This window comes from Hymenobacter sp. APR13 (assembly GCF_000737515.1).
GTDB lineage: Bacteria > Bacteroidota > Bacteroidia > Cytophagales > Hymenobacteraceae > Hymenobacter.
Genome location: NZ_CP006587.1, coordinates 2030845 through 2056835, shown reverse-complemented (window position 1 = coordinate 2056835; position 25991 = coordinate 2030845). Strand labels below are relative to the sequence as shown.

Here is a 25991-nt window from a genome sequence, read left to right as displayed (position 1 = left end):
CGCGTACCAGCCTTATCGTTCCGGCTTATTCTTACCCCGACTGCTCTTGAACCGCTACTGTTACTCCCTGCTGCTACTGCTTTGTTTCAGCCTCGGGCCGGCCCGGGCCCAGACGGCCGCCCTGCCCAAAGCCAGGCTCAACGACTGCTACCGGGTGGTAGGCAAAGACAGCGTGGTGTTCTACTACTCCGACGAGTACGTGCTGACGCCGCCCGGCTGCGCCACCATCCGCCGCCACGTGCGCCTCGACAGCGCCGGCCGCTTCCAGGGCTTCGTGCGCGACTACCGCCTCACCAACAACGTGCTGCTGGTACAAGGCGCCTACCAGGCCGGGCGCAAAGAGGGCGTGTTCGAGATTTATCATCCCAATGGCGAGCTGGCGGCGCGGGGTCGCTACCTGCAGGGCCGGGAAGTCGGCGACTGGGCCTACTGGTACCCCACGGGTCGGCCGCGCCAAATCCTGAGCTTCCGCGACGGCCGCGCGCCCCTCATCCAGCAGTTCTGGGACGAAACCGGCACCCAGCTCGTCAAGGACGGCAACGGCACCTGGTACCGCAACGAGTTGGGCCTGAACCTGTCGGGCGCGGTGCTGCAGGGCGCCCCGGATGGCCGCTGGGTGCTGCGCCGCCTCGCCAACGACGCCGTGGTGGTGCGGGAGATTTTCCGGAAAGGCTACTTCAGCAGCGGCATCGTGGTGGATGCGGTGGAAACCTACCAGGACGAGTCAAGGCTGGAAATTGCCGACTGGGACGCCTACAGCCAGGGCGAGGTGTACACCCTGAACAAGGTGTGCCAGTAGCGGCCCCAACCTTCGGGGCGGTTTTGTAGTTTGGGGCTGATATGACTGCTTCTCTTCCTGACTCCGCGCCCATCGTTATCATCGGGGCTGGCATGGCCGGCCTGACCTGTGCCAACTACCTGCACCGTGCCGGCCGCGCCGTGGTGGTGCTGGAAGCCGCCGAGGCTGTGGGCGGCCGCGTCCGCACTGATGTTACACCCGAAGGCTTTCGCCTCGACCGCGGCTTCCAGGTGCTGCTGACCAAGTACCCCGAGGTGCAGCGCCTGCTCGACTACGGGGCGCTCGATTTGAAAGCGTTTCGCTCGGGCGCGGTCATCCGGCTGGCCTCGGGCCAGGAAACCACCCTGCGCAACCCGCTGCGGCAGCCGGTGGCGGCCCTGCCGGCCGTGGTATCACCCATCGGTACGCTCTTCGACAAGCTGCGCATTGCCAGCCTGGCCCGCCACGTGACCAGCCACAGCAACGAAGACCTGCTGAACCGCCCCTCCACCGACACCCTGACGTTTCTGCGCCGCTACGGCTGGAGCGAGCAAATCATCGACAACTTCTTCCGGCCGTTTTTCGGGGGCGTGTTCCTGGACCGGGGCCTGACCACGGCCAGCAACTTCTTTGAGTTTGTGTTCAAGCAGTTTGTGGAAGGCGACGCCGTGGTGCCGGCGCTGGGCATGCAGCAGATTCCGGAGCAGCTGGCTGCCCGCCTGCCCGCCGGCACCGTGCGCCTCCACTCGCCGGCCATCGCCCTGGAGGGTACCACCGTGCACCTGCGCGGCGGCCAAACGCTGCAAGCCGCCGCTGTGGTGGTAGCCACCGAAGGCAACACGGCGTCGGAGTTGCTGCCGGCGCTGCCCCAGGCCCCGGCCACCGCCTGGCGCCGCACCACCTGTACCTACTTCTCGGCGCCTATCTCGCCGGGCCGCCACGACAAGCTGCTGCGCCTCAACGCCGTGCCCGGCCAGCTGGCGCACAACGTCTGCTTTCCCTCGGATGTGGCCCCGGCTTATGCGCCGGCGGGCCGCACGCTGGTGTCGGTGAGCACCCACGGCGAGCATGGCCTGCCCGAAACCACCCTCACCACCACGCTGCGCGCCGAGCTGATGCTCTGGTTTGGCGAGGAAGTAAGCCAGTGGGAGCACCTGCGCACCTACAACCTGCCGTACGCCCTACCCGTGTACCCGGCCGGCCAGCCCGTGCAGCAGCCCCAGCGCATCAGCCCCACCCTCTACCGCTGCGGCGACGTCACGTCGTACCCCTCGCTGAACGCCGCCATGGCCTCCGGCCGTGAAGTAGCGGAAATGCTGCTGAAATGATGAATTAATTATTCGATCAGATATCTGATTTTAATTGAATGAAGAAATAAGCATGATATCAGTGGGTTATCATGTATTCTGTTAGAAAAAATTTGCAATTAAGATAAACGCAGCTACTGAAACAGCCAGAAACCCAAAACTTAGGACAAGATAGAGAAGGCATTTATTGAGCATAATGTGATATGAATCGATAAACAAATCATACTGCATATTTTTTCTAAATTCTTCAACTATATACTCTTTCTCATTTACCGTTGCCCCTTCAAAAACAGCATATATACTCACGCTACTTATCTCATAGTCATGAAATGAAAGACCGTTTGACAACCTTTCATTAATTGAAATTATCTTCATCAAGAAAATAGATTTTAGCAATAGCAATCTGTAAATGGATATCAAAACTGGAATTGAACAAATTCCAAAAAATACTATAAATAACATTGCTTTAGATTTATGACACAGATTAAATACCACAAATTTCTAAAAGTATTCGAATTCAAGATTAATCTACTGATTCACCCACTCACCTCCACCCACACCGGGCAGTGGTCGGAGTGGATAGCATCAGGGAGCAGGCCGGCGCCCGTGAGGCGCGGCAGCAGTTCCGTATCAACCAGCAGATGGTCGAGGCGCCAGCCGACGTTGCGGGCGCGGGAGCCGGCGCGGTAGCTCCACCAGGAGTAGTGGCCCGGCGTGTCGCCGTGCTGGTGCCGGAACGAATCGGTGTAGCCATCGGCCAGAAAATCCTTGAACCACTGCCGTTCCTCGGGTGTGTAGCCGGGGCTGTTCTGGTTGGCCTTGGGGTTGTGCAGGTCGATGGCGGTCTGGCAGCAGTTGAAGTCGCCACCGATGACGAGCTGGCGGCCTTCGGCACGCAACTGCCGCACATACGCGCGGAAGAAGTGCAGCCACTCCACCTTAAACGCCTGCCGCTCCGGCCCGCTCGTGCCCGACGGCATGTACACGTTCAGCACCGATACCTCATCGAAATCCAGGCGCAGTACACGGCCTTCGGCATCATATAGGTCGGTTCCGCAGCCCACCACCACGGCGGTGGGCGTTTGCCTCGTGAACGTGGCCACGCCGCTGTAGCCGGGCTTCTGGGCCGGATGCAGGTAGGCCTCATAGCCCAGCGTCGCAAACCCCGACACGTCCAGCGGCTCGCGCCCCGCCTTGATTTCCTGCACGCACAGCACGTCGGGCTGCGTTTCCCGCACCCAGTCCAGTAGCCCTTTGCTCAGAGCAGAGCGCAGGCCATTGACGTTGTAGCTGATGATTTGCATAGTTTGAATTGTTGAATGGCTGAATGGTTAAATGGCTGGATTGCTGAGCGGCTGGCTGTACAACCATTCAGCAATCCAGCCATTCAGCCATTTACTCGCCGCTCATTTCGGCGAAATACTCCAGAATGTGCCACTTCAGCATCCGCTCCTGCTCCTTGAGGCTGGCAAACGGCACGGGCTTCACCAGCCGGAAGTGCGGCCAGCCTTCCTCGTCCACGTTTTCCAGCTCGTAGTAGCCGGAGAGGCTGAACAGGCGGCAGGTGGCAATGTGCATCAGGTCCTGCTTCTGCTCTTTGGTGAAGGGGCCGGCGCCCTGGCCCAGCTCCTGCACACCTATTAATAGGAGCAGCGCGTTCAGGTCGGGTTTTTTGCCAAACCGCTCACGCATCTCGTTCATGAAACCGTACCAGCGTTCTTCAAACTGGGTTTCGGTTTCGTCGGGGTGCATGAGGCTCATGCCTCGTGGTGGTGTTCGGGCGCAGCTTCCACGGCCTCCGTTTTCAGGATCTCCCAGTACTCCACGGCCCGGCGGAAGTGCGGAATCACGATGCTGCCACCGATGAGGTTGGCAATGGCAAACACCTCATAGATTTCCTCGTCGGTGAGCTTTTCCTCGAAGCACTTGCCGAGGTGGTACTTGATGCAGTCGTCGCAGCGCAGCACCATGGAGCAGGCCAAACCCAGCATTTCCTTGGTTTTCACGTCCACGGCGCCGGCCTGGTAGGTGTTGGTGTCGAGATTGAAGAAGCGCTTGATGACCTTGTTGTCGGCCGCCATAATCTTCTCGTTCATGCGCTGGCGGTACTCGTTGAATTCGGTGACTTGCGACATATGGGTGATGAGGTAATGAGTGAGGTGTAGCGCGAAGCTTTTGCTTTGCGTGTGGCCGAACGAGCTAGCCAAAAAGTATTCGTGCCAGCGCAACGTTACACGCAGCAAGCGCTTCACAATACTACGGCAACTATGGCCGCGAATTGCTACTTTCAATCCGGCCCGTTCTAACCGCGAAATTAGGCAGAAGTTCGCCAGCGGGTGCCGCCGGGTTTATTTGCTACCTGTTAGAGCTATCTACGATGCGTGCCACCACCGCTACCATCCTCGCCGATTTCTGGGGCCTGATTTTTCCGCGCGTGTGCCTGGGCTGCCAAGAGCCGCTGGCCCGCGGCGAAGACCACCTCTGCACCAGTTGCCGCGCCCAGCTTCCCTACACCGACTACCACCTGCTGCCCCCGGCCGACAACCCGCTGGCCCGCCGCTTCTGGGGCAAGCTGCCCGTGCGCCACGCCTTGAGCTACCTGCGGTTTCTGCGGCGCGGCCGGGTGCAGCACCTGCTCCACCAGCTCAAGTACCAGGGCCAGCGCGACGTGGGCCTGGCCCTGGGCCGCTGGTACGGCCATGACCTGGCCGCCGCCGGCTTCACCTTCGACCTGATTGTGCCCGTGCCGCTGCACCCGCGCAAGCTGGCCAAGCGCGGCTTCAACCAGTCCGACCCGTTTGCCGAAGGCCTAGCCGAAGCCCTGCACACGCCTTGGCACGCCGCTGCCCTGCGCCGCACCGCCCACACCGATTCCCAGACCCGCAAAAACCGCGTGCAGCGCTGGCAGAACGTCGCCGAGGTATTCGAAGTAGCCGACGCAATGGCCATTCAGGGCAAGCACGTGCTGGTAGTAGACGACGTGCTGACCACCGGCGCCACCCTCGAAGCCTGCGCCGCGGCGCTGCTGGCCGCCGGCGCCACCGAGGTCAGCATCGCCACCATCGCCTGTGCGGATCGCTGATTTGCGCTGATTGATTTGATTGCGCTGATTTCTACAAGACAGACGACTTGCCGTAAGACCCCACAAAAGAAGAGAGCCGCTTCATTTGAAGCGGCTCTCTTCTTTTGTAGCTGAATAAAAATCAGCGCTATCAAATCAATCAGCGCAAATCAGCGATTCTTACTTGTTCGAGCCGGCGTTGATCATGGCGCAGCGGAAGCCGATGGTGGCCGTAGCCGAGTCCTCAGCCATGAAGCGGCGCGTGCCGGGCGACAGCCAGTAGGCTACATCGCGCCACGAGCCGCCTTTGTACACGCGTACGTGGTCGTCGATCAGCGACTGGTAGCCTTTCTTGTCGTACTTCTCCGATGGATCGAGGAAGCCGTTGCGGCGGAAGGGGTTCAGATCTTCCACGTCCTCAAACGAGAGCGGGCGGTAGATGTCCTGCACCCACTCGTTCACGTTGCCCGACATGTTGTACAGGCCGTAGTCGTTCGGTGGATAGGCGTAGATGTACTCCGTAATCATGGCGCCATCGTTGAGCGAACCGGCAATACCGGCATAGTCACCACGGCCACGCTTGAAGTTAGCGAGGAACTGGCCCATCTTGCCACCATACGGGTTCCGCACCTGGCGGCCATCCCATGGGTAGATGCGCTTGTTTTCCTGGTTTTCGTTGCCGGTTTCCTGCGTGCCGATGAGGGCCTGCGCGGCGTACTCCCACTCTGCCTCAGTAGGCAGGCGGTAGTTGGGCAGCGTGTTGCCGTTTTCGATGGAAATACGGGGCTTGCCTTCCGCATCGGTGCCTTCAGCGGCGTCACCTTTCTTCTTACGCTTGAACAGGCCACCGCCGCCGCTGCTCTCTTCCGAGTTGCCGGCCAGCGTTTCATTCACCTTCGACGTCCGCCACGTGCAGTAGTCGTTGGCCTGCAGCCAGCTCACGCCCACCACGGGGAAGAAGCGGAAGCCGGGGTAGCGCAGGTAGTAGTCTACATATGGGTCGTTGAACGACAGCTCACGGGCCCACACGGTGGTGTCGGGCAGGGCCGACTGGTAGAATTCCTCCGACGAGTCCTTGCGGATAAAGTGCAGATACTCCAGCCAGTGGATGTTGGCTACTTCGGCTTCGTCCATGTAGAACGAGGCGATGGTTACGGTGCGCTCCACGTTGTCGTGGGTCATCGTCACGTCCTCTTCCTGCGAGCCGAGTACGGTACGGCCACCTTCAATAAAGATAAGGCCCGGGCCTTCGGGAATGCCGGCGTAATCCGCCACTTTCATCCCTTCCTCGGTGTTATAATCGATGCCCGTAGTGGAGCTATACTTACCGGGTTTAGTAGCAGTCGGCGGACCGCTTTTGCAGGAAGCCAAAGCGCAGGCTCCTACGACCGCAAAACGCAGGTACTTGGAAAAATTCATGATTGAGTTGAAACTACCTGTTAGAAAACGTTTTAGGCAAGGCAAGTTGCTGCAATAATACAACAATTCAGAACGATGGCCAAGGAGGCGCCGGGGAATTTCGACGTTTGAGGCGACGCCAAGCAGCATCCAGCGAATCAAACGCCCGCAGGGTCAGGGTTATTTCATGCGCGCCGCCCAAATCGGCACTCAAGCTGCTCAGCGCCACGTCGTAAGCATATCCAACCCGGAAGCTGCCCACGCTGACGCCCGCCAGGGCCGTCAGAATCTGCTGCGGGCGTGGGGCGCCGGGCAGCGGAATGCCGCGGTAGACGGCGCCCAGCGTGAGCGGCGTCACGGTTGCGTACAATCCGGCTTCGGCCCGCTCGGAGCCGCCCTGCCGCACGTAATGCGCGGTGGGCGTGACACTTATTTCGCGGGTTTGCTGGCGCGTGGTGCGTTGCAGGAAGTAGTGCTTGTAGCCGGTGCTGAGCTCGTAGCGGATGGGCAGCGTGCCCTGGGTGCGGAACCCGAGGTCGGGCTGGTTGAGGTGGTGGCCGGCCACCGATACCCAGAAGTTCTCGGAGTAGAGCAGCACGCCCGTACCCACGCTCAGGTAGCTGACGGGGTTGAAATCGAGCGGCTCGGCGGTGACAGGGGCCGTGGTGCCGTCTTCGGAAAGCTGGTCGCCGAAGACGAGGTTGCCGTAGCTGATGCGCTGGTTGCCGTAGCTGGCGCGCAGGCCGCCGCTAAAGGACAGCGCTTTGGTGAGGCGGGTCTGGTAAGCATAGAGGCCGCCCACCTCGAAGCGGGTGTAGCCCAGGCCGCCGGTCCGGTCGTGGTTGAGCAGCAGGCCGATGGAATTATGCTGGTCCTTGAGGCGGTAGTCGGCGGCGAGCTGGCTGGTGGTGAAGGTGCCGGCCAGCGTGGGGAACTGGTTGCGGTAGCTGAGCGTGATGCTGGCATCGTCGAGAAGGCCGGCGAAAGCGGGATTCTGGTGCAGGCGGTTGGCGTAGGGCTGGGCAAAGTACAGGTCCTGCGCGGCGGCGGGCAGCGCCACTACGGCAGCCGCCGCCGCCAGCAGCGGCCGGCGGAAGCGGCCGGAACGGCCCCTGATTTTGCATCGGAATAGCCCTGTCATCAAGAGGTTAAACGCCGGCCTGGCTGGGTATCGTACACAACAATGTGGCTTTGCGGAAACTAAATTGCCACTTTCCGGCCTCATTAGCAGTATCCGGCGGGCATTAATCGACCAACGCGGGCATTTTGGCGACCAGCCCGCGGCCGTTGCCGGGCCAAGGCTGCTACTTTTGCAGCGGCAGTTTAGTGCTTGGTGCCTAGTGCTTAGTGCCTAGGTTGTTCTTTCTGTCTTCAGTCAGATGAAGCACCTATGCAAGAATGAACTAGGCACTAGGCACCAAGCACTAGGCTCTACCTAACTCCTCTCTCCTATGCGTAAATTCTGGATTGGCTTACTGATTTTCGTGGTGGTGCTGGTGGCCGGTGTGGCCCTGACGCCGCTGCTGTTCAAAGACAAAATCAAGCAGGCGCTCGACAAGCAGCTGGCCCAGCGGGTGGATGCCGAGGTGCAGTACCAGCCCGAAAACGTGAGCCTGACTTTGTTCAGCAGCTTCCCGGACCTGGCGCTGGGCATTGATGAGCTGCGCGTGATTGGGCAGGACTCGTTTGCGCGCGACACGCTGGCTTACCTGCCCTCGTTGCGGGTGGGGCTGGATCTGATGAGCGTCATCCGGGGCGAGCAAATCAAAATCAAAAGCATCGTGCTCGACCGGCCCGACATCAGCGCGAAGGTGCTGAAAAGCGGCCGCGCCAACTGGGACGTGCTGCTGTCCGACTCGGCCGCCGCAGCCAAGGGCCAGGACACGACTTCGCTCAATCTGGCCATCAGCAAGTGGGAAGTGACCGACGGGCATTTGCGCTACGAGGACCGCACGCTGCCCTTTACTATGGAGCTGCGCGGCCTCAACCACACCGGCTCCGGCGACTTCGAGCAGAACATCTTCGACCTGGTCAGCCAGACCGAGGCGCGGGAGTTTTCGATGACCTACGACGGCACCGAGTACGTGACGCGCAAGAAGCTGACCGGCGACGTGACCCTGGCCATGGACCTGGAGAAGATGCTGTTCACCTTCAAAGACAACAAGGTGCAGCTCAACGATTTCCCGGCGCAGTTTGCCGGCACCATCGGGCTGCCGAATGACACGGACATCACCTACGACCTGACCTTCAAGGCGCTGGAAACCGACTTCAAGAACATCCTGAGTCTGGTGCCAGGCGTGTACACGGCGCAGTTCAAGGACGTGGAAGCCAGCGGGCAGGTGGCGTTTGATGGCTACTTCAAGGGCGTGCAGAACGACGTACGGATGCCCGGCTACGGCGTGAACCTGCAGGTGAAAAACGGTATGTTCCACTATCCGCAGCTGCCGCAGGCGGCCAAGAACATCAACGTGGACATGGTGGTGGATAACCCGTCGGGCTTCACCAACAACATGAAAGTCAACGTGAAGCAGTTCCACCTCGACCTGGGCCAGAACCCGATTGACGGCAACGTGGCCATCGACGGGCTGGAGCCGATGAAGGTAGACGGCCGCGTGAAAGCCAACGTGGACCTGGCCGAAATGATGAAGGTGTACCCGGTGCAGGACTTGCTGCTGCGCGGCAAGCTGTTCGTGGATGGCACCGCCAAGGGCACCTACTCCAGCACCCAGATGCCGGTGGTGCAGGCCAAAATGAACCTGACCAACGGCTACGTGAAGAGCAAGCAGTTTCCGGCCCCGATTGAGAATCTGACGGTTACGGGCGTGGTGACCAACCCCACGGGCCAGCTCAACGACACGCGCGTGGACATCAGCAACTTCCGGATGCTGCTGGACGGCGAGCCGCTGGCCGGCCGCGTGAGCACCCAGGGCGTGGACAAGCTGCGCTTCGACGCCGACGTGAAGGGCACCGTAGACCTCACCAAAATCACGAAAATCTTCCCGCTGGACGGCATGACCGTAACGGGCCGCCTCAACGGCAACGTGGCCGCCAAAGGCAACATGGCCGACATCGAGGCCGGGCGCTACCAGACGGTGGTGGCCTCGGGCACAGTGCAGGCCCAGAACATCACTTACAAAAGCGCCGACCTGCCGCAGGGCATGCGCGTAACCCGCGCCACGGCCACCTTCAACAACGACAAGATTGTGCTGCAGAACATGGCCGGCTTTGTGGGCTCGTCGGACGTGGCGGCCTCGGGCACCATCAGCAACTACATGGGCTACCTGTTTGTGCCCGGCCAGCCGCTGCGCGGCAACCTGACGGTGAACTCCAGCCGCTTCAACGTGAACGAGTGGATGGTGGACGAGGTGACGGCGGCGCCGAGCAAGGGCGCCACGGCCGCCACCAAAGCCCCCGCCGCCGCTACCAAGGCCGACGGCGTACTGCAGATTCCGAAGGAGTTCGACCTGACCCTGAACACCACCGTGGGCCAGGTAATTTACGACAACCTTAAGCTCGACAACGTGAAGGGCACGGTGGGCGTGCGCGACCAGACGGCCACGCTCAACGGCCTGACGTTTAACACGCTGGGCGGCGCGTTTGCCACCACCGGCTCGTACAGCAGCAAGAACCTGGCGCACCCCAAGTTCAACTTCGGGCTGAACATCAAGAACCTGAACTTCCAGAACGCTTTTGCGGCCTTCAACTCCATCAAGACGCTGGTGCCGCTGGCCGACAACCTGGAAGGCATCTTCTCCACCAACTTCAGCGTGAGCGGTGAAATGGGCCCCGACATGATGCCCAACTACAGCACGCTCACCGGCAAGGGCCTGTTTGAGGTGGTGCGGGCGGCCGTGAGCGGCTCGCCGGTACTCAATAAAATCAGCAGCCTCACGCAGTTTCAGGAGCTGAAAAGCTTCGCGGTGAACAACAAGGACGTGGCCGCCGAAATCCTCAACGGCAACTTCATCGTGAAGCCGTTTGACCTGACCGTGGGCCAGGTGAAGATGACGGTGGGCGGCTCCAACAACATCAGCAGCGGCGGGCTGGAGTACGTGACGGCCCTGAACGTGCCCACCGGCAAGCTCGGCAGCCAGCTCAGCGGCCAGCTCACGCGCCTCACCGGCGTTTCCGACATTAAGGGCACGGAGCGCGTGACGCTGGGCCTCAGCATCGGGGGCACCGTGAGCAACCCGCAGGTGAAACTGACTACCGGCAGCGTGAAGGCCCAGGCCAAGGACATCGTCAGCAACATCGTGCAGGCCAAGGTCGACGACGCCAAGCTGAAGCTGCAGGCCAAAGCCAAAGTGGCGCAGGACAGCCTGCAGCGCGAATTGCAGCGCAAGCAGCTGGAGCTGCAGAACAAGGCCCAGCTGGAAATCGAAAAGCGGCGCCTCGAAGCCCAGACCAAGCTGAAAGAGCAGGCCACCAAAGGCCTCAACTCGCTGTTTGGCAAGCCCAAAGCCAAACCAGCGGCCCCGGCCGCGCCGTCTCCTGCCCCCACGCCGGCCGACCCTAAGCCCGCCGACCCCAAGCCTGCCGACCCGGAACCCACCACCAAGCCCGACACGGCCAAAACCGGCGGCTAACTGCTGCTTCCGCTCCGACATTCCAGCCGGCCACTTCTCCTGGGAGAAGTGGCCGGCTGCGTTTATAGCCCTGGCCGCGCGCACAGATAGTTGGGCCGGTAGCTGCTGCCGGGGCATGCGTCAGAGAAGGATAGGCGGCAATTTTCGCTGCGGACAGCCCAAAAAGTGGGCAATATGATTTTACTTAGCAGCGTTGAGATGCACCATGGCCTGCTTGTTGCCAGGCAACACAACCAACCGGCTACCGTATAGCGCCGCATTCCCGCTTCACTTCTTTTCCAACCCCGTACTCATTTCCATGAAAATCAATCGATTCCTGCCAGCAGCCTTTTTAGGTGCATTGTCCTTGGGTGCGTGCAGCACTGATGATTCCTCGTCGGACAGCACGAAACTGGAAGTGCGCCTGATGGATGCGCCCGGCGACTTCCAGCAGGTTGTTTTGGATGTAATCAAGATAGAAGTTCATCTGAAGGAAGAAAACGACCCGGACGGCTGGCAGCTGCTGCCCTTTCAGGCGCAGGCCATCAACGTGCTCGACTACGTGAACGGCCGCTCGGCCCTGCTGGTCAGCACCGACTTCGCCCCCGGCGACCTGAAGGAAATCCGGCTGCTGCTGGGGCCCAATTCCTACGTGGTGGGCCGCGACGGCCAGCGCTACGACCTCAAGACGCCCAGCGGCCAGACCTCGGGCGTGAAGCTTAAGCTGGACCGGGCCACGCTACGCGAGCGGGAAACCTTCCAGTTGCTGCTCGACTTCGATGTGGCCCGCTCCATCGTGGAGCGCGGCAACTGGCGCCCCGGCAACGATAAAAAGGAGCGTTACCTGCTCAAGCCGGTTATCCGGGTGCTGGCCCAGGAGCTGCGGGCCAGCCTGCGCGGTACGGCCGCGCCGGCCGCCGCCCGGCCGCAGGTGCTGGCCATCCGCCAGAGCCTCACGCCCGCCGACACGTTCAGCACCGCCGCCGACGCTACGTCGGGCGCGTTCCAGTTCAGCGGCCTGCCTGCCGGCACCTACCGCGTCGAGCTGTTCCCGACCACCACTGCGCCTACCGGCCAGGCCGCTTACCGCACCGTCACCGTGCCCGGCGTCACCGTCGTGAACGACCAGGTAAAGGAGTTGGGCTCGATTTCGCTGCAGTAAGCAGCTGGCTTCTTTCCGTGAAAAAGCCCTGCGTGCCAATTGTGGCGCGCGGGGCTTTTCGTTTTCTCGATGCTGCTATGAGCGCAGAGTAAGCTCCTAGCGCTGACATTTCAATACATTACCGAGCTGACCTACAGACCTTTCACCAGGGCCAACAGCTCGTGCTGGGTGGTCTGGGTTTTGTCTTTGGCGTACCAGCCGTGGATTTTCTCGGCGTACTCCTCGTGGGTGGCGCCCTGGGCTTTCAGGTCAAGCAGCAGCGTTTGGGCGGGCACGGGGCGCGGGCCCCAGTGGGCGGCCTCGGTGAGCGTATCGGCGTGCACCACCACCAGCTGCGGGATGGAGCGGGCGCCGTTGGTGAGGTAGCGGTCCATGAGGTCGGGGTTTTCGTCGCGCAGCAGGTAATGGGTGCGGATGTTGCCGCCCGAGGCCTGGGCCACGGCTTCCAGCACGGGCACAATCTGGGCCGCGTCGCCGCACCAGCCTTCCGTGATAATCAGCCACTCGTAGCGTTGCGGCAGGGCCTGCACGGCGGCCGCCAGCTCGGGCAGCACGCGGGTGGTTTTGTCGAGGCGCTGCATGCGCTGCACGTTGAGGTGGGTGTACTCGGTCAGCTCCGCGCTTTGCTGGGGGCCGGTGGTTTTGCCGTCGGCCTGCAGCTCGTCGATGAGCTGGCGGTAGCGGGCGTAGGTGTAGGCCGAGGCGAGGCGCTCGGGCGTGAGAACGGGCTGGGTGGTGGGTTCGGTGGTCATGCAGAAAACAGAGTTAGCAGCACTACATACGCAGGCGGCGCGGCGGCGGCGGCGGTGCCTGGTTGTGGCCAAAAAAAGCCGAAGCCTTTCCAGGAAATCCTGAAAAGGCTTCGGTATAACCCGCAAACCGGGATTTTGCTTACAGGCTGGGCACGTCGGCGGCCTGCGCCTTCGCCGACAGCTCGCGGCAGTAGGTGATGTAGTCGGTGTTGATGGGCTCCAGGCCTTGCTCGCGCAGCTTGATGGCCACCTGGCCGCGGTGGTAGTTGCCGTGGATGGGCAGGTGCGTGAAGATGTCGGAAACCTGGCTGGTGAAGCTCTCCCCCACCGAGTTGGTGTAGCTGATGAGGCGGTGCAACTCGGTTTCGTCGGCAGCGGCGGCCAGGCCGTAGAAACGGGCCGTCGACTGCTCGTGCCAATAGTTCAGGCCGGCCAGGTCGTGCTCCTGCCACACTTTCACGGGGCTGGGCGTGCCCGTGAGGCGGCCAATCCAGATGGACTGGGCATTGAGCACGTGGCTGAACAGCCGCAGCACATTGGCCGGAATGGTGGCGCCGTTGGCCACGAGGCCGTCGAGGTGGCGGAGCAGGGTTTCGTTGGCCCACACGTTGTAGGCCCCCAGTTTGTCAATGGTATTAATCATACGGGTGCTGTGCTGGTGGAAGAAGCGCCAAGGCTGCCGCCGGCAAGCTCAGGCGTTATACCACGCCCGATAGCCTTACCGTCCGCAGGCCCCTGGCCCCTATCTGGGGTCCTGCCAAACCAGCTTTTCTTCGGTTTTATTTTTGTTGAAATCAGAGCATTTGCCGTCACCACGGCCTGTGAAGCCACCGTCGGGGTGGCACAGGAGCTTGCCTTTCTGGTCGTAGAGGTTGGTGTATTGGTCGCAGCACGGGCTGGTTTCGTAGTACACCACGGCGCCATTGTAGCGGTACCGAAACACCTGAATGGGCGGGTTCTGCTTATTTTCGGCCAGATGCGCCTCAATGCGGGCCTTCAGCCAGCTTGGGCGGGCGGTGGTGTCGAACTGCGCTACAGGGGTGTCCGGCACGGGCGTGGTGGTGTTTTTGGCGGCCGGAGCGGGGGCGGAGGTAATGCCCGTAGTGCCGCTGGCCGGCGTGTCGGTTGGCGTCGTGACACTCACGTTTTTCTGGCAGCCGAAGCTGCAGAGCAGTACACCCAGCGCAGTGGCCGGCAATAGTAGAAAGGAGCGCATGGCAGCGTGAAAAGAGGGCGCAAAAGTACAGACGGCAGCCGATAAGCCAACCGCTGGTCTGTACGTACGCCCTATCCGGCGCTGGGGTTGGTAGGGATGAGGTGACGGGTGACAGGTGACAAAGGAAGAACGTCATTCCGAGCGGAGCGAGGAATCTCGCCAATATGGCAACTCGGGTCGATCCAGCGCCAGCGAGCGAAATTCTTCGGCTGCGCCTCTGCATGGCATTCATGCTTTGTCACCCATTATCCCTTCATCACCTCATTCTTCCATGACCTCGTTACAATAAAGCCCACAAGCGTGGGCCGAACACCAGCGCGCCTACAGCGGCGGCAGCCACTGCCCCGGCCAGCACGGCGCCGGCGGCCACGTCCTTGGCGCGGCCGGCCAGCGGGTGGTACTCCGGCGACACCAGGTTCACGACGGCCTCTACGGCCGTATTTACCAGTTCCAGACTCCAAACCAGTCCGACGGCCAGCGCCACCAGTGCCCACTCCCAGCGCGCCAGCTGCAGATACCAGCCCAGCCCCAGCACCGCCACCGTGGCAGCCGCATGAAACTGCAGATGCACCTCCGTGCGCAGCGCCGCCGCCACGCCCCGCAACGCATAGCCGAAGCTGGCGGCCCGGCGCCGCAGCACCGCCGGAAACCGCCGCGGCGGCCGCTCCGGGCTAGCCACGGGCCACCGCGTCGAAGGCGCCGAATACCGACCGGCGCAGCTGCTCCCACTCTGGCCGGATGATGCTGAAAATGACCGTGTCGCGCCGGATGCCGCCTTGCGTGGGGCGGTGACTGCGCAGGGTGCCCTCCTCGGTGGCCCCCATGCGGCGCATGGCGTTCTGCGACTTGTGGTTGCGCGAGTCGGTCTCCAGCTCTACTCGCTCGCAGCCCAGCACCTCGAAGGCATAATGTAGCAGTAGGTGTTTAGCAGCGCGGTTAAGGCCGGTGCGTTGAAACTCCTGCCCCACCCAGGTGTAGCCAATGCTCAGCCGGGCATCAGCCTCATCCAAATTATAGTAGCTAGTGCTGCCAGCCGCTCGCCCGGTTTGCTTATCCACGATAAGAAACGGGTAGCGGCGCTGCTGCTCCCGGCCCCGCACGGCCTCGGTCAGGTACGCGGCCAGGCTGATGGGGTCGTCGGCGCGAGTGAGGGTGTAGGCCCACAACTCCGGCGTAGCTGCCACAGGGCGCAGTGCCTCGAAGTCGGCCGTTTGCAGCGGGCGCAGCAGGGCGCGGTGGTTTTCCAGAACGATATCCTCGGCGAAATCCATGCGGGCAAGGGAGTTGGGGGAGTACGCCGTAAAGATGCCGAAAAAACAAAACGCCGCTGCCCTGCATGGGGCAACGGCGTTTCGGATTGGTGTGAACCAGCCGTAGCTTCTACTTCTTAATCTCGCCTACCATGTCCTCGGGCTTGAGCCACTCGTTGAACTGCTCCTCGGTGAGGTAGCCGAGTTGCAGGGCGGTTTCCTTCAGCGTCGAGCCGTTCTTGTGGGCCGTCTGGGCAATTTCGGCGGCTTTGTAGTAGCCGATATGGGGGTTGAGGGCCGTGACCAGCATCAGGCTGCTGTCCACGTGCTTATTGATGTTGGCTTCCAGGGGCTCGATGCCCACGGCGCACTTGTCGTTGAACGACACGCACACGTCGCCGATGAGGCGGGCCGAGTGCAGGAAGTTGTAGATCATCACGGGCTTGAACACGTTCAGCTCGAAGTGGCCGTTCATGCCGCCGATGTTGATGGCCACGTCGTTGCCCATTACCTGGGCCGCCACCATCGTCATGGCCTCGCACTGGGTGGGGTTCACCTTGCCGGGCATGATGCTGGAGCCGGGCTCGTTGTCGGGGATGTGCAGCTCGCCGATGCCGGCGCGCGGGCCCGAAGCCAGCAAACGGATATCGTTGCCGATTTTCATCAGCGAAGCGGCTACCGTCTTCAAAGCGCCGTGGGCTTCCACAATGGCGTCGTGGGCGGCCAGGGCCTCAAACTTGTTTTCGGCGGTGATGAAGGGCAGGCCGGTGAGGTCGGCAATGTGCTTGGCCACGTTCTCCGAGTAGCCGGCGGGCGTATTGATGCCGGTGCCCACGGCGGTGCCGCCCAGCGCCAGCTCCGAGAGGTGCGCCAGCGTGTTCTTGATGGCGCGCAGGCCGTGGTCGAGCTGCGACACGTAGCCGCTGAACTCCTGGCCCACCGTCAGCGGCGTAGCATCCATCAGGTGGGTACGGCCGATTTTGACGATGTGCATGAACTGCTCGGACTTGGCTTTCAGCGTGTCGCGCAGCTTCTCGATGCCGGGAATGGTGGTTTCCACCAGGATTTTGTAGGCGGCAATGTGCATGGCCGTCGGGAACGTGTCGTTGCTCGACTGCGACTTGTTCACGTCGTCGTTGGGGGCCAGCACCTTTTTCTCGTCGGAGAGGCTGCCGCCCTGCAGCACGTGGCCGCGGTAGGCCACCACCTCGTTCACGTTCATGTTGCTCTGGGTGCCCGAGCCGGTCTGCCACACCACCAGCGGAAACTCCTTGTCGAGCTTGCCGTCCAGAATTTCGTCGCACACGCGGCCAATCAGCTCGGCTTTGTCGGCGTCGAGGACGCCGGCGTCGCGGTTGGTGAGGGCGGCGGCTTTCTTGAGGTAGGCGAAGGCGCGGATGATTTCCTTGGGCATCCGGTTGATGTCCTGGGCAATCTGGAAGTTGTCGATGCTGCGCTGGGTCTGGGCGCCGTAGTAGGCGTCGGCCGGCACCTGCACGGTGCCCATGGTGTCTTTCTCGGTGCGGAACTGCGTCATGCTTCTGTGGGGAAAGAAGAGGATGAGGTGACAGGGAAACAGGTTGCGGCCGGGGCCGCCGGGCAAAAGTACGCAACCCGGCTCCGTACCCGACCCAAAATCCCCAAATTCTGCGGGTATCTGGCGCGGCCACTGGCCCGTGCCCTGCGTACACTCTGGCAGCCGGCCCTGCTGGTGTCACCTCCTAGCTACTCTCATCATGAAAAAGACCTTCGAAGACGAATCCGACGCCCTGTCCACCTCGCCCGCCACGCCGACCGCTCACCAAAGCGCCGCCGTCACGCCGCCTAACCACGAAAACCAGGAGTCCACTAGCACCCGCGTAGCCGGCACCTCGTCCGCCAATGAAACGCCCGTAGCCGTAGCCGGCAATGGCGCCCCTGACTACAGCCAGGTGGAAATGAAAACCGAGCCCGAACTGCCTACCCCCGACAAAGCCGGCGGCAGCGCCACCGAGCCCGAAAGCGGCGGCGGCTACAGCGGCTAGGTATAGAAACAGCACGTCATTCCGAGCGAAGGCGCAGCCGGAGCCGAGGAATCTCGCTAGTGTAGTAAAATGATTCTACCACACTAGCGAGATTCCTCGGCTGCGGCTGCGCCTTCGCTCGGAATGACGTGCTATTATTCAACTATCCCGCTACCGCTGCACAATCTTGAACGGCACGTCAACCACGACCTTGCGGGCTACGCGGCGGTTGCTCTGTACGGCGGGAAACCAGGCAGGGCCCGCCTGCAGCAGCCGGATGGCCTCTTCGTCGCACTCCGGCGACACTTTGCGCAGCACCTTGAAGTCGCTCAGCTTGCCATCGGTGCCTACCACAAACTGCAGGCGCACGGTGCCTTCCAGCCGTTCGTCCAGGGCTTTCTGCGGATAGTCGAGGCTGTCGCGCAGGTACTTGCGCAGGGCGGGGTGGCCGCCAGCCGGCGTGGCGCCGATGCTGGGCAGCATCGGCGGTGCCTCGCGGCGCACCACCACCACCTCGCTCAGCTGCCGACTATCCGGCGCCAGCGCCAGGGCCAGCGTGGAATCAGTAGGACGCAGGGTGCGGGTCTGGGCGACATAGCCGACGGAGCTGATATAGAGCTGGCCGATATCAGCGGTTGTTTTTAGCGTAAAGACCCCATTCTGGTCTGTTGAAACGCCTTGCGGCACGCCTTTTTCAGTTATCAGAACACCCGGCAGCGGCACGCCAGCCGTATCGGTAATACGGCCCTGAATCGTGCGTGTAGCCGCCGGCGCGGCCGTTACCGAAACGCCGGCTACGCGGGCCATTTTAGCTTTGGCCGCTGCCGGAGCCGCGGCCGCCGCTACCGCCACCGACTTACTTTCCACAGTATCCGGCGCGGCTACGGCAGCCACGTCCATCGTGCTACCCAGGCCGGAAACCTGACTGCCAGACGCGAGGTCAGCCGCCGGAGCAGGCACGTCGGCATCAGCCACGACTATTGCCCGCTGCCGTATTGGCGCTGCCGGTGGCCGCCGCAGCGGCGAGGCCGGCGCAGCGGGCGGGATTACAACCGCCACATCAGAAGCGGCGGCCGCCGGTTCGGCGGGCTGCACGGTGGCAGGCTCGCCAGTGGGTTGGCGGGCGGCGGCTTTCGGGGCTGTGCGGGCCGCCAGGTTGGGGGCGCTGCTGAACCGGCTGACTGCCAGCCAGCCCATCACGCTCAACGAAATTAGCAGCACGGCCGCTGCTGCCAGCGGCCGCCACGCCCACAGCGGAACTACGGCGGGTTCGGGGGCAGCTTCAGGGGTCAGCTCGGCTACGCGGGTGTGCAGGCGCTGGCGCAACGTGGCCAGGCTGGCCTCGTGGGTGGCGGCGGGCTGCAGCTCCAGGCCTTCCAGCATGTCGGCGCACACGGCACAATCCAGCGTGTGGGCTTCCACGGCGTGCTCCTCGGCGGGCGGCAGCTGCCCGGCCACGTACCGGCGCAGCTGCTCCACCGGCAAGTGGGCGCCGGCCGGGGCAGAGGGTGCGGAGGTTGGGTTAGGGCGAGGCATCGGAGGCGGAGGCTTGCAGGAGGCGGCGCAGGTTGCGCTTGCCGTTTTGGAGGTGGCTTTTTACGGCGTTGAGGTCGAAGCCGGTGAGGGCCGCCACTTCGCGGTAGCTTTTCTTTTCAAGGTAAAACAGCTCCAGGCACTGGCGCTGACCGGGGGGCAGTTCGGCGAGGGTGTGTTCCAGCTGCTGCAGGTGCTGCTCGTGCAGCTCGGCGTCGGCGGGGTCGTCGGCGGTCAGATGCCGGGCCGCTACCGATTCCATACCGGCTTCGTCAGAAAAGTGCACCAGCGCGGGGCCGGCTCGTTGCCGGGCCCGCAACACCATCAGGCAGTGGTTGCGGGCGGTGGCGTGCAGCCAGGGCGGGAAGTTCTCCACGGTGTGCTGGCGCAGCTTGGGCACCAGCTGCTCGAAGAGCTGCATCACGGCATCCTGGGCGTCGGCTTCGTCGCGGAGGTAGCGGCGGGCAATAGCCAGCACGCCGCTCATGTGCCGCTCGTAGAGCACGCCCAGGTCGGCCACCTCGCCCTGGGCGTGGTAGCGCCGCAGCAAGTCCGCATCGGACAGCTCGGCAGCAGCAACAGGACGACGACGAAACAGCATAGCGCAACAGCAGGGCCAGCCAGCGGCCCACAGGTTCCGCCAAGATACGGGCAGCGCGGCGTTTAGCGGCGCAGGTGGCCGGAAAGCGACAAGGATGATTACAGCTTCTTATCGAAGCGCCCTTGCGTGACACGGATAGAGTCGCAGCCGGGTTTGTAGAGCGTGAAGGCGAACGTGCCCGAAACGATACCGGCCTGCAGGTCAAGGTGCGTGATGGTCAAAGTGCCGCGTCGGTACGTTGTCGCGCTATCTGCACTGCTCCAATAGCAATTGGGCCTAGTGTCTTGAAACACGACGCGGGTGCGTCGGGGACTTGGTAAGGAATAGCTGCCGACTCGGGCATTCGAGATAACCTCCAGGGAAATCGATTGGAAGAATTCACTTTTATCGGGATACCGGTAGGTCTGCAAGGAAAAAAGACCTCCATTTAGTCCAGGATCATATGACACACTGTAGTTGGAGTTGCTATTGTTGCCGCGTGGCGTCCAAGCCTCCCCATTCACGAGGCAGCCAAAGGTGTTGGCGCCGGTTTGGGTGGCGGGTGGCAGCTGGGCTTCGGGCGAGGGGTCGTTGTCCTTGCACTTCGAGCATTGCGAGAGCAGCAGCAGGGCCGCATAGAGGAATAGTTTGCGCATAGAAATTCAGGCGAAATCCAGGATACTTAACTACCCATACTGTAGCCCGGCCTACCAGCCGGAGGCAATGCAGCGAGGCCACCAGGCTAGGCGAGCAGGCCGCAGATACAAAATATCCGTAAGCTATTGATTTTGCGCACACGTAGCCCACTTGGGTCAGCGGCTAGCCAACAAAAAAGCGCCCCCAGTTGGGGGCGCTTTTCAACAGCTTGCCAGCGCAACACTTACTCGCGCACCAGCTTTACAATCTGCTGCTGCCGGGCCTGGCCCACCGATAGCAGGTACAGGCCCTGGGGCAGCTCGGCAGCGCGGGGCAGCGCCTGCTCGTTCCAGCCGGCTTGCACTGGCTGGGTTTCCTGCCACAGCAGACGGCCGGTAGCCTCGTGCACACGCACCGTGATGGTACCGGCCTCCGGGGCCTGCACGCGCAGCGTGAGCTTGCCGCTGTGATGCGGGTTGGGGAAAGCCTCGGCCAGCAGCTTAGGCGTGGCACCGGGCACCTGCACCGTCCGGACGGGCGAAGTGGTGGCGGTGCCATCCTGGTCTACCTGGCGCAGACGATAATACACGGGGCTGGCCTGATAGCGGGTCAGATTCCGGTCGAGGAAACGGTAGTCGGAGCGCTGGCTGGTGGTGCCGCGGCCATTCACCTGCCCGATACGGCTGAACGTGCGCCCGTCGGCGCTGGCTTCCACCTCAAAGCGGGCGTTGTTTGTTTCCGAGGCCGTAGTCCAGCGCAGCAGGCCGTCCTCGCCCTGGCGCTCAGCCGTGAACTCTACCAGCTCTACCGGCAGCGGATTGGCCGAGTTGCTGACCGTGAGCAGGCCCAGCACGGTGGTGCTGAACGAGAAGCTGCGGCTGCTGGGCGTAGTGGTGGCGGCCGCCTGCGCCCCGGCTTTCTGCCAGGACGAAGGCGTAGCAGCCTGCCACGCCTGCATCGCCGCGAAGCTGCTCAGGCTGTTGTCGTTCTCGGGCAGCCAGTCCAGGGTCACGGCCACGGCCGAGTTGGGGTTGTTGCCACTGGTGATGGTCCAGATCCGGTCGATGCCCTGAAAGGCGGGTGCCGCTGTATTCTGGCCGTAGCTCACGTTGGGCAGCAGCAGGCCCGCGGTGCGCTTCACCGTTACGGTACCCAGGTTGTTGCCGGGGTTGAGCGTGGCGCCGTTGCCGAAGTTGGTGGTGCTGTTTACGCCGGTGCGTGTCACCTGCAGGTTGCCCTGCACGTAGCGGCCCGGCGCTTCCCCGCTCACCGAGGCCGTGTTGGGCAGCAGCACCGTAGCGGTGGTGGCCGTCTGCACCATACCGCTCGTGAGCGTGAGCTGCTGCGTGATGGTCAGGTCGGCCGGAACGCTCACCACGTTCTGGCCCGCCGGGCCGGTGTTGGCTATTTCCAGCTGCGCGAGGCTGGCGCCGCCGGAGGTCAGGGTCTGGTTGGCGGTGCCCACCGCCCGCACCAACCCTGCCGACGTGAGCGTGCCAGCGTTGGTCAGATTGCCGCCGACCAGCACGGTACCGGCATTGCTGAGCGTGCTGCCCGCCTGGTTGTTCAGAGCGCCCGGCACGTAGAGCGTCGCGCCGGCCGGCACCGTCAGGACAGCGCCGTTGTTGGTCAGGCCCTGGGCCGCCAGCGGGCCGGCCGCCAAACTCAAGGCCAGAAGAGAGTAGAAAGGCTTCATACCAGACAACGCCTTAGTCCCGGGTCGGAAAAACCCCTTCCAGCGCAATGCAGAAGTTGATGCCCAAATACGGCGGCATGATAGAGTGGGGCTGGCTCGCCCCGGCTACCCCAATGCTCTGCGGAGCCAGCGCGACGTTGGTAGTGCCGGTTGCGTATTGCGTGCCGCCGCGCCCATCATTAGCCAGAAAAGCCCCATCGGGAGAGGCCGAGGTGCCAGAGGCGGTGGTAGCTACCATCTGATGGGTGTGGGCCGGCATCTGGCTGGAAAGCAGCGTTACGCTTTCGGCGCCAGCTTTCTCACCCAGCGCGTGCGGGCTGAGTCCTGGCCCTGTTGACGCGCCGGCGTGCATAGGAAAACGGCCGCGCAGGTCTGGTAGGCCAAAATTCTGAATACCATTTCCGCCGTATGTCGTTCCGAGGATAGAGAACAGGGCGGTATACTGCGAAATAGACAAGAGCTGACCTTCGCAAAACGCGTATCCTCTGGGTGGAAAGGCACCGGCAAACAGCATGATTTCACCAATAAAGGGCTCAAGGCCTTGCACAGAGGCCGTACCACGGGTGCCGGCGGCAGCAGTGCCCGCCAGCAGGCCGCCTCCCAGCAGGGCCCCCAGGCGCTTGAGCCAGCCACGGCGCTCGGGCTCAGCAGCAGGAAGAGAAGAGGCCGGTACAATGCCGGCAGGAGTAGCGAGAATTCGCATATCAGAGAAAGAGAAGGTCGGAAGAAAAGGATTAGTTGACACGGAACCAGCCACTGGTGGTGCCATTCACGATGTACACGAACTGCGCCGCGAAATTGGGCAGCAGGTTACCCGTGCCGCTGGTGCTAATCAGGCTCACGGCCTGCGCATCCAGGTTGGTAATCAGCAGCGTCTGGCCGTTGGTGCCGGCACCCAGCGTGATGGTGCCGTTGCCGGTGCTGGCATTGTCCGTCAGTACCACTACGCCGGTGGTGGGCGCCAGCGAAGAGTTGCCGGTGCCGGGCACGGCAAAAGTGTTGGTCGTCTGGATGTTGGTAGCAGCAGAACCAGTGGCCGGGGTCTGCCACGTAGCCAGGCCGCTGGCATCGGAGGTCAGAACTTTACCGGCGCCAGGCGCGCCGCCCGTAATCTTCACTTGCCCTGCCACTTCCAGCTTCGCGCCAGGGTTTGTCACGCCAATACCGAAGTTGCCGTTGTTCAGGAAACGGGCCCACTCGGTCGCCACATTGGCCTGCGTTACGCCACCAAACCGGATGCCCGCGTTGCCCCCGCCCTGGCCCTGCTGGTTGAGCAGCCAGGTTTCGCCATCACCGCCGGAACGGTTCCACTCCAGAAATGCGCCCTGCTTGCTGATGGCAGTGGCCGAGGCAGCCGAAATGCCCCCGGCCACCTCCAGCGCCTGCGCCGGGTTCGTAACTCCGATGCCGACGTTGCCGCCGGGTAGCAGGCGCATCACGTCGCGGTAGTTCTGGGTGGCGTCACCGTAGCTGCCCTGGGCGCTACTGCCTACACGCAGCGACAGGCCGCCTTCGGCCCCACCAGCATTCACAAAGGCCGTGGCGCCATCGTGGGTGAAGTAGAGGTGGTCCCAGGCAGCGTTGTTGCGCAGACCAATGGAGCTGAGAGCATCCAGCGTGAGGGCTGGCGTGGTGCCGATGCCCAGGCGGCCTTCTTGGCTCAAGGTCATGAAGGTGGTGTTGCGGGCAGAAGTGGCGTCGTAGCTCACCCATTGAAACTGCTTGCCACCCAGGGCCGGCACCCCAAACGTGAGGGTGTTGGCTTCCATAAACAGGCCCCAGCGGCCCAGGCCGTTGTAGGCGCCCGAAGTAAACTTGTCCCAGCCGCGCGTAATGAGCGGCGCATCCGCCTGGTTCAGCACGATACCTTTGGCCGAGGTGGCGAACTGCGTGCCGTCGATGTCGAGACGGAGCTTCTCGGTGTTGTTGGTGCGCAGCACCAGGTCCTGCGCATCAGTAGTTCCTACAAAGTTTGACGCCGGGGTGGTGCCAGCATTGCCGGTACGCAGCCAGCCTTGGGCGCTGGTGCCTGAGCCAATGCCCAATGGCAGCCACTGCCCGGCCTGAAAGTACCAGAAGCCCGGCTGAGTGCCATTGGTCTGGTACACGAGCATCCCCTGGCTGGTGGTGGCGAGGGCCGTGCGCTGGGCTTCCGTCATGCGCGGAACCAGCAGGCCCTTATTGGCACCTGTGCCCGCCGAAATATCCAGGGCGGCGTTGGCATCGGGGGTGGTAGTGCCCACGCCAACTGCGCCAGTCTGAGCCAGCGCTGAGTAAGACAATCCGCTGAGGCCGACGCCAAGTAGCAGACGGTAGTAGTGTTTCATGCTTGAACGAGTAAAAAGAAGAGAAAACCAATCAGATACTTGATGCTTGGGACCAGCCCATGCAATAGCGCGAAAATACTATACAATAAGTATTATTCATTTTTTTATTTGAGTTATTCTATAGTCATCCACCTCAACACTATCATGCCCGCCTTGGGGTAGTTTTGGGGTTACTCTGGCTGTAATGGCCTACATGATACTATCCGTAAACAGGGCCCGGGAAACCTGCCGCCAAATGCCGTTCTTGCTAAACTTTTTGGCGCAAATTTGCCTTACACCCATTCTCCCCAACCTGTTTAGGAATGGCCAAGCTCAAGACCTTATTTTTCTGCCAGAACTGCGGCGCTCAAAGCGCCAAGTGGCTCGGCCGCTGCGCCAGCTGCGGCGAGTGGAACACCTACGTCGAGGAAGTCATCCAGAAGGAAGACAACTCGGCGGCCGGCTCCTGGAAAGCCTCCACCACGGTGGGCACCACCAAGGCCGCCAAGCCCCGCGTCATCTCCGAGATTCACTTCGAGGAAGAGTCGCGCTTTGATACCAACGACGGCGAACTGAACCGGGTGCTGGGTGGCGGCCTCGTGCCGGGCTCTCTGGTGCTCATCGGCGGCGAGCCCGGCATCGGCAAAAGCACGCTCATGCTCCAGATTGCCATGAGTTTGCGCCACATGAAAGTGCTCTACATCTCGGGCGAGGAAAGCGAGCAGCAGATCAAGATGCGCGCCGAGCGCCTCGGCGAGCAGCACCCCAACTGCTACATCCTCACCGAAACCAACACCCAGAACATCTTCAAGCAGATCGACGCGCTGCAGCCCAACGTAGTCATCGTCGATTCCATCCAGACACTGCACTCGCAGCTGGTGGAGTCGGGGGCGGGCTCGGTGAGCCAGGTGCGCGAGTGCACCCAGGAGCTGCTCAAGTACGCCAAGGAAACCGGCGTGCCGGTGCTGCTTATCGGCCACATCACCAAAGATGGCTCCATTGCGGGCCCCAAAATTCTGGAGCACATGGTGGACACTGTGCTGCAGTTTGAGGGCGACCGGCACCTGAGCTACCGCATCCTGCGCACCACCAAAAACCGCTTCGGCAGCACCTCCGAGCTGGGCATCTACGAGATGCAGGGCTCGGGGCTGCGGCAGGTGAGCAACCCCTCGGAAATCCTGCTCTCGCAACGCGCCGAGAGTTTGAGCGGCATGGCCATCGGGGCTACGCTGGAAGGCAACCGTCCGCTGCTGGTGGAAGTGCAGGCCCTCGTGACGCCGGCCACCTACGGCACGCCCCAGCGGTCGGCTACGGGCTTCGATGCCAAGCGCTTACAGATGCTACTGGCGGTACTGGAGAAGCGTAGCGGCCTGCGCCTCGGTCAGCACGACGTGTTCCTGAACATTGCCGGCGGCCTGCGCCTCGACGACCCCGCCCTGGACTTGGCCGTGTGCGCCGCCGTGGTGTCGTCGCTCAACGATTTGCCCATCCGGGGCGAGGTGTGCCTGGCGGCCGAGGTGGGGCTGAGCGGCGAAATCCGGGCCGTGAGCCGGCTGGACCAGCGCCTGAGCGAGGCCGAGAAGCTGGGCTTCGCCGAAATGTACATCTCGCAGTACAACGCCCGCGGCCTCGATCTGGCCCGATATGGGATTCGGGTGCAGCCGGCGGGCCGCCTGGATGAAGTATTGCAGGGTTTGTTTGGATAAATCCGCCAAAAAACCGGGGTGGTAGTGCGGTACGAAAAAAAG

At 62.4% G+C, this 25991-nt stretch carries 25 protein-coding genes; 7 read left to right on the top strand and 18 right to left on the bottom strand.

All coding sequences use genetic code 11. From position 1 onward, the window contains the following. Positions 1-46: 46 nt before the first annotated feature. Together N008_RS21490 and N008_RS08565 are read left to right on the top strand one after the other, a co-directional pair. Positions 47-799, top strand: a complete 753-nt coding sequence (locus tag N008_RS21490; RefSeq protein WP_052381340.1) for a toxin-antitoxin system YwqK family antitoxin — start codon at positions 47-49, stop codon at positions 797-799. 41 nt (positions 800-840) lie between these two features. After that, a complete protein-coding gene (locus tag N008_RS08565) occupies positions 841-2106 on the top strand; it encodes a protoporphyrinogen/coproporphyrinogen oxidase (protein WP_044015291.1) in 1266 nt (421 codons plus the stop codon). An 81-nt stretch (positions 2107-2187) separates the two neighbouring features. Here the strand turns inward: N008_RS08565 and N008_RS23530 are convergent, their stop codons facing one another. The 4 genes from N008_RS23530 to N008_RS08545 form a co-directional block, all read right to left on the bottom strand. Then, positions 2188-2460 carry a hypothetical protein gene (locus tag N008_RS23530; protein ID WP_044015289.1) on the bottom strand — a complete coding sequence of 91 codons (273 nt, stop codon included), beginning with the start codon at positions 2458-2460 and terminating at the stop codon, positions 2188-2190. A 161-nt stretch (positions 2461-2621) separates the two neighbouring features. After that, a complete protein-coding gene (locus N008_RS08555; protein WP_044015287.1) occupies positions 2622-3389 on the bottom strand; it encodes an exodeoxyribonuclease III in 768 nt (255 codons plus the stop codon). Between the two features lie 91 nt (positions 3390-3480). After that, positions 3481-3846, bottom strand: coding sequence for a hypothetical protein (locus tag N008_RS08550; protein WP_410471201.1), 366 nt, complete (start codon positions 3844-3846; stop codon positions 3481-3483). Next, positions 3843-4220 (bottom strand): carboxymuconolactone decarboxylase family protein, encoded by a 378-nt coding sequence (locus N008_RS08545; protein WP_044018485.1) that lies wholly within the window; start codon positions 4218-4220, stop codon positions 3843-3845. The genes N008_RS08550 and N008_RS08545 overlap by 4 nt, the downstream gene beginning before the upstream one ends. Before the next feature lie 242 nt (positions 4221-4462). Between N008_RS08545 and N008_RS08540 the strand changes: the two genes are divergently transcribed. Then, the gene (locus N008_RS08540) at positions 4463-5167 is read left to right on the top strand and encodes a ComF family protein (RefSeq protein ID WP_044015286.1); all 705 of its coding nucleotides are present in this window, start codon (positions 4463-4465) and stop codon (positions 5165-5167) included. A 159-nt stretch (positions 5168-5326) separates the two neighbouring features. Here the strand turns inward: N008_RS08540 and gldJ are convergent, their stop codons facing one another. Then, entirely contained in the window at positions 5327-6565 is a 1239-nt protein-coding gene (gene gldJ / locus N008_RS08535) for a gliding motility lipoprotein GldJ (protein ID WP_044015285.1), read from the bottom strand. A 67-nt stretch (positions 6566-6632) separates the two neighbouring features. Next, positions 6633-7685, bottom strand: coding sequence for a PorP/SprF family type IX secretion system membrane protein (locus tag N008_RS08530; protein ID WP_052381338.1), 1053 nt, complete (start codon positions 7683-7685; stop codon positions 6633-6635). Between the two features lie 310 nt (positions 7686-7995). Here N008_RS08530 and N008_RS08525 point away from each other — a divergent pair, with 310 nt between their 5' ends. Both N008_RS08525 and N008_RS08520 read left to right on the top strand, forming a co-directional pair. Continuing rightward, positions 7996-11130 carry an AsmA-like C-terminal region-containing protein gene (locus N008_RS08525; RefSeq protein ID WP_071884504.1) on the top strand — a complete coding sequence of 1045 codons (3135 nt, stop codon included), beginning with the start codon at positions 7996-7998 and terminating at the stop codon, positions 11128-11130. A gap of 298 nt (positions 11131-11428) precedes the next feature. Then, positions 11429-12271 (top strand): DUF4382 domain-containing protein, encoded by an 843-nt coding sequence (locus N008_RS08520; RefSeq protein ID WP_197062970.1) that lies wholly within the window; start codon positions 11429-11431, stop codon positions 12269-12271. Between the two features lie 131 nt (positions 12272-12402). On the opposite strand, the gene N008_RS08515 is transcribed toward N008_RS08520, so the two are convergent. From N008_RS08515 to fumC, 6 genes are all read right to left on the bottom strand, one after another. Continuing rightward, positions 12403-13023: a thioredoxin family protein gene (locus N008_RS08515; RefSeq protein ID WP_044015282.1), complete on the bottom strand. Its 621-nt coding sequence runs from the start codon at positions 13021-13023 to the stop codon at positions 12403-12405. 139 nt (positions 13024-13162) lie between these two features. Then, the gene (locus N008_RS08510; RefSeq protein WP_044015281.1) at positions 13163-13666 is read right to left on the bottom strand and encodes a DinB family protein; all 504 of its coding nucleotides are present in this window, start codon (positions 13664-13666) and stop codon (positions 13163-13165) included. Between the two features lie 99 nt (positions 13667-13765). Beyond that, on the bottom strand, positions 13766-14239 hold the full coding sequence (locus tag N008_RS23775) for a DUF6970 domain-containing protein (RefSeq protein ID WP_231569803.1): 474 nt from the start codon (positions 14237-14239) through the stop codon (positions 13766-13768). A 280-nt stretch (positions 14240-14519) separates the two neighbouring features. After that, positions 14520-14918, bottom strand: coding sequence for a diacylglycerol kinase family protein (locus N008_RS08500; protein ID WP_197062969.1), 399 nt, complete (start codon positions 14916-14918; stop codon positions 14520-14522). Next, positions 14911-15510 (bottom strand): GNAT family N-acetyltransferase, encoded by a 600-nt coding sequence (locus N008_RS08495; protein ID WP_044015277.1) that lies wholly within the window; start codon positions 15508-15510, stop codon positions 14911-14913. The genes N008_RS08500 and N008_RS08495 overlap by 8 nt, the downstream gene beginning before the upstream one ends. Before the next feature lie 109 nt (positions 15511-15619). Continuing rightward, a complete protein-coding gene (gene fumC, locus N008_RS08490; RefSeq protein WP_044015275.1) occupies positions 15620-17026 on the bottom strand; it encodes a class II fumarate hydratase in 1407 nt (468 codons plus the stop codon). 199 nt (positions 17027-17225) lie between these two features. Between fumC and N008_RS08485 the strand changes: the two genes are divergently transcribed. After that, positions 17226-17513, top strand: coding sequence for a hypothetical protein (locus N008_RS08485; RefSeq protein WP_044015273.1), 288 nt, complete (start codon positions 17226-17228; stop codon positions 17511-17513). A 150-nt stretch (positions 17514-17663) separates the two neighbouring features. Here the strand turns inward: N008_RS08485 and N008_RS08480 are convergent, their stop codons facing one another. From N008_RS08480 to N008_RS08455, 6 genes are all read right to left on the bottom strand, one after another. Beyond that, positions 17664-19028 carry a TonB family protein gene (locus N008_RS08480; protein WP_081910679.1) on the bottom strand — a complete coding sequence of 455 codons (1365 nt, stop codon included), beginning with the start codon at positions 19026-19028 and terminating at the stop codon, positions 17664-17666. Next, positions 19015-19626, bottom strand: coding sequence for an RNA polymerase sigma factor (locus N008_RS08475; protein WP_044015269.1), 612 nt, complete (start codon positions 19624-19626; stop codon positions 19015-19017). Before N008_RS08475 ends, N008_RS08480 begins: the two co-directional genes overlap by 14 nt. 98 nt (positions 19627-19724) lie before the next feature. Beyond that, positions 19725-20261 carry a DUF6252 family protein gene (locus N008_RS08470; RefSeq protein WP_044015268.1) on the bottom strand — a complete coding sequence of 179 codons (537 nt, stop codon included), beginning with the start codon at positions 20259-20261 and terminating at the stop codon, positions 19725-19727. 224 nt (positions 20262-20485) lie between these two features. Then, complete coding sequence (locus N008_RS08465; RefSeq protein WP_044015266.1) at positions 20486-21937, bottom strand: T9SS type A sorting domain-containing protein; 1452 nt, start codon at positions 21935-21937, stop codon at positions 20486-20488. Positions 21938-21950: 13 nt separating this feature from the next. Next, positions 21951-22640, bottom strand: a complete 690-nt coding sequence (locus N008_RS08460) for a phage tail protein (protein WP_231569802.1) — start codon at positions 22638-22640, stop codon at positions 21951-21953. Positions 22641-22671: 31 nt separating this feature from the next. Further along, a complete protein-coding gene (locus N008_RS08455) occupies positions 22672-24264 on the bottom strand; it encodes a hypothetical protein (protein ID WP_156109119.1) in 1593 nt (530 codons plus the stop codon). Positions 24265-24566: 302 nt separating this feature from the next. Between N008_RS08455 and radA the strand changes: the two genes are divergently transcribed. Next, positions 24567-25949 (top strand): DNA repair protein RadA, encoded by a 1383-nt coding sequence (gene radA / locus N008_RS08450; protein ID WP_044015262.1) that lies wholly within the window; start codon positions 24567-24569, stop codon positions 25947-25949. Positions 25950-25991 lie beyond the last annotated feature (42 nt).

Coding starts and splice junctions, on each gene's coding strand:
- N008_RS08565 (WP_044015291.1), top strand. CDS start 841: ATGACTGCTTCTCTTCCTGACTCCGCGCCCATCGTTATCATCGGGGCT.
- N008_RS23530 (WP_044015289.1), bottom strand. CDS start 2,460: ATGAAGATAATTTCAATTAATGAAAGGTTGTCAAACGGTCTTTCATTT.
- N008_RS08555 (WP_044015287.1), bottom strand. CDS start 3,389: ATGCAAATCATCAGCTACAACGTCAATGGCCTGCGCTCTGCTCTGAGC.
- N008_RS08550 (WP_410471201.1), bottom strand. CDS start 3,846: ATGAGCCTCATGCACCCCGACGAAACCGAAACCCAGTTTGAAGAACGC.
- N008_RS08545 (WP_044018485.1), bottom strand. CDS start 4,220: ATGTCGCAAGTCACCGAATTCAACGAGTACCGCCAGCGCATGAACGAG.
- N008_RS08540 (WP_044015286.1), top strand. CDS start 4,463: ATGCGTGCCACCACCGCTACCATCCTCGCCGATTTCTGGGGCCTGATT.
- gldJ (WP_044015285.1), bottom strand. CDS start 6,565: ATGAATTTTTCCAAGTACCTGCGTTTTGCGGTCGTAGGAGCCTGCGCT.
- N008_RS08530 (WP_052381338.1), bottom strand. CDS start 7,685: ATGACAGGGCTATTCCGATGCAAAATCAGGGGCCGTTCCGGCCGCTTC.
- N008_RS08525 (WP_071884504.1), top strand. CDS start 7,996: ATGCGTAAATTCTGGATTGGCTTACTGATTTTCGTGGTGGTGCTGGTG.
- N008_RS08520 (WP_197062970.1), top strand. CDS start 11,429: ATGAAAATCAATCGATTCCTGCCAGCAGCCTTTTTAGGTGCATTGTCC.
- N008_RS08515 (WP_044015282.1), bottom strand. CDS start 13,023: ATGACCACCGAACCCACCACCCAGCCCGTTCTCACGCCCGAGCGCCTC.
- N008_RS08510 (WP_044015281.1), bottom strand. CDS start 13,666: ATGATTAATACCATTGACAAACTGGGGGCCTACAACGTGTGGGCCAAC.
- N008_RS23775 (WP_231569803.1), bottom strand. CDS start 14,239: ATGCGCTCCTTTCTACTATTGCCGGCCACTGCGCTGGGTGTACTGCTC.
- N008_RS08495 (WP_044015277.1), bottom strand. CDS start 15,510: ATGGATTTCGCCGAGGATATCGTTCTGGAAAACCACCGCGCCCTGCTG.
- fumC (WP_044015275.1), bottom strand. CDS start 17,026: ATGACGCAGTTCCGCACCGAGAAAGACACCATGGGCACCGTGCAGGTG.
- N008_RS08485 (WP_044015273.1), top strand. CDS start 17,226: ATGAAAAAGACCTTCGAAGACGAATCCGACGCCCTGTCCACCTCGCCC.
- N008_RS08480 (WP_081910679.1), bottom strand. CDS start 19,028: ATGCCTCGCCCTAACCCAACCTCCGCACCCTCTGCCCCGGCCGGCGCC.
- N008_RS08475 (WP_044015269.1), bottom strand. CDS start 19,626: ATGCTGTTTCGTCGTCGTCCTGTTGCTGCTGCCGAGCTGTCCGATGCG.
- N008_RS08470 (WP_044015268.1), bottom strand. CDS start 20,261: ATGCGCAAACTATTCCTCTATGCGGCCCTGCTGCTGCTCTCGCAATGC.
- N008_RS08465 (WP_044015266.1), bottom strand. CDS start 21,937: ATGAAGCCTTTCTACTCTCTTCTGGCCTTGAGTTTGGCGGCCGGCCCG.
- N008_RS08460 (WP_231569802.1), bottom strand. CDS start 22,640: ATGCGAATTCTCGCTACTCCTGCCGGCATTGTACCGGCCTCTTCTCTT.
- N008_RS08455 (WP_156109119.1), bottom strand. CDS start 24,264: ATGAAACACTACTACCGTCTGCTACTTGGCGTCGGCCTCAGCGGATTG.
- radA (WP_044015262.1), top strand. CDS start 24,567: ATGGCCAAGCTCAAGACCTTATTTTTCTGCCAGAACTGCGGCGCTCAA.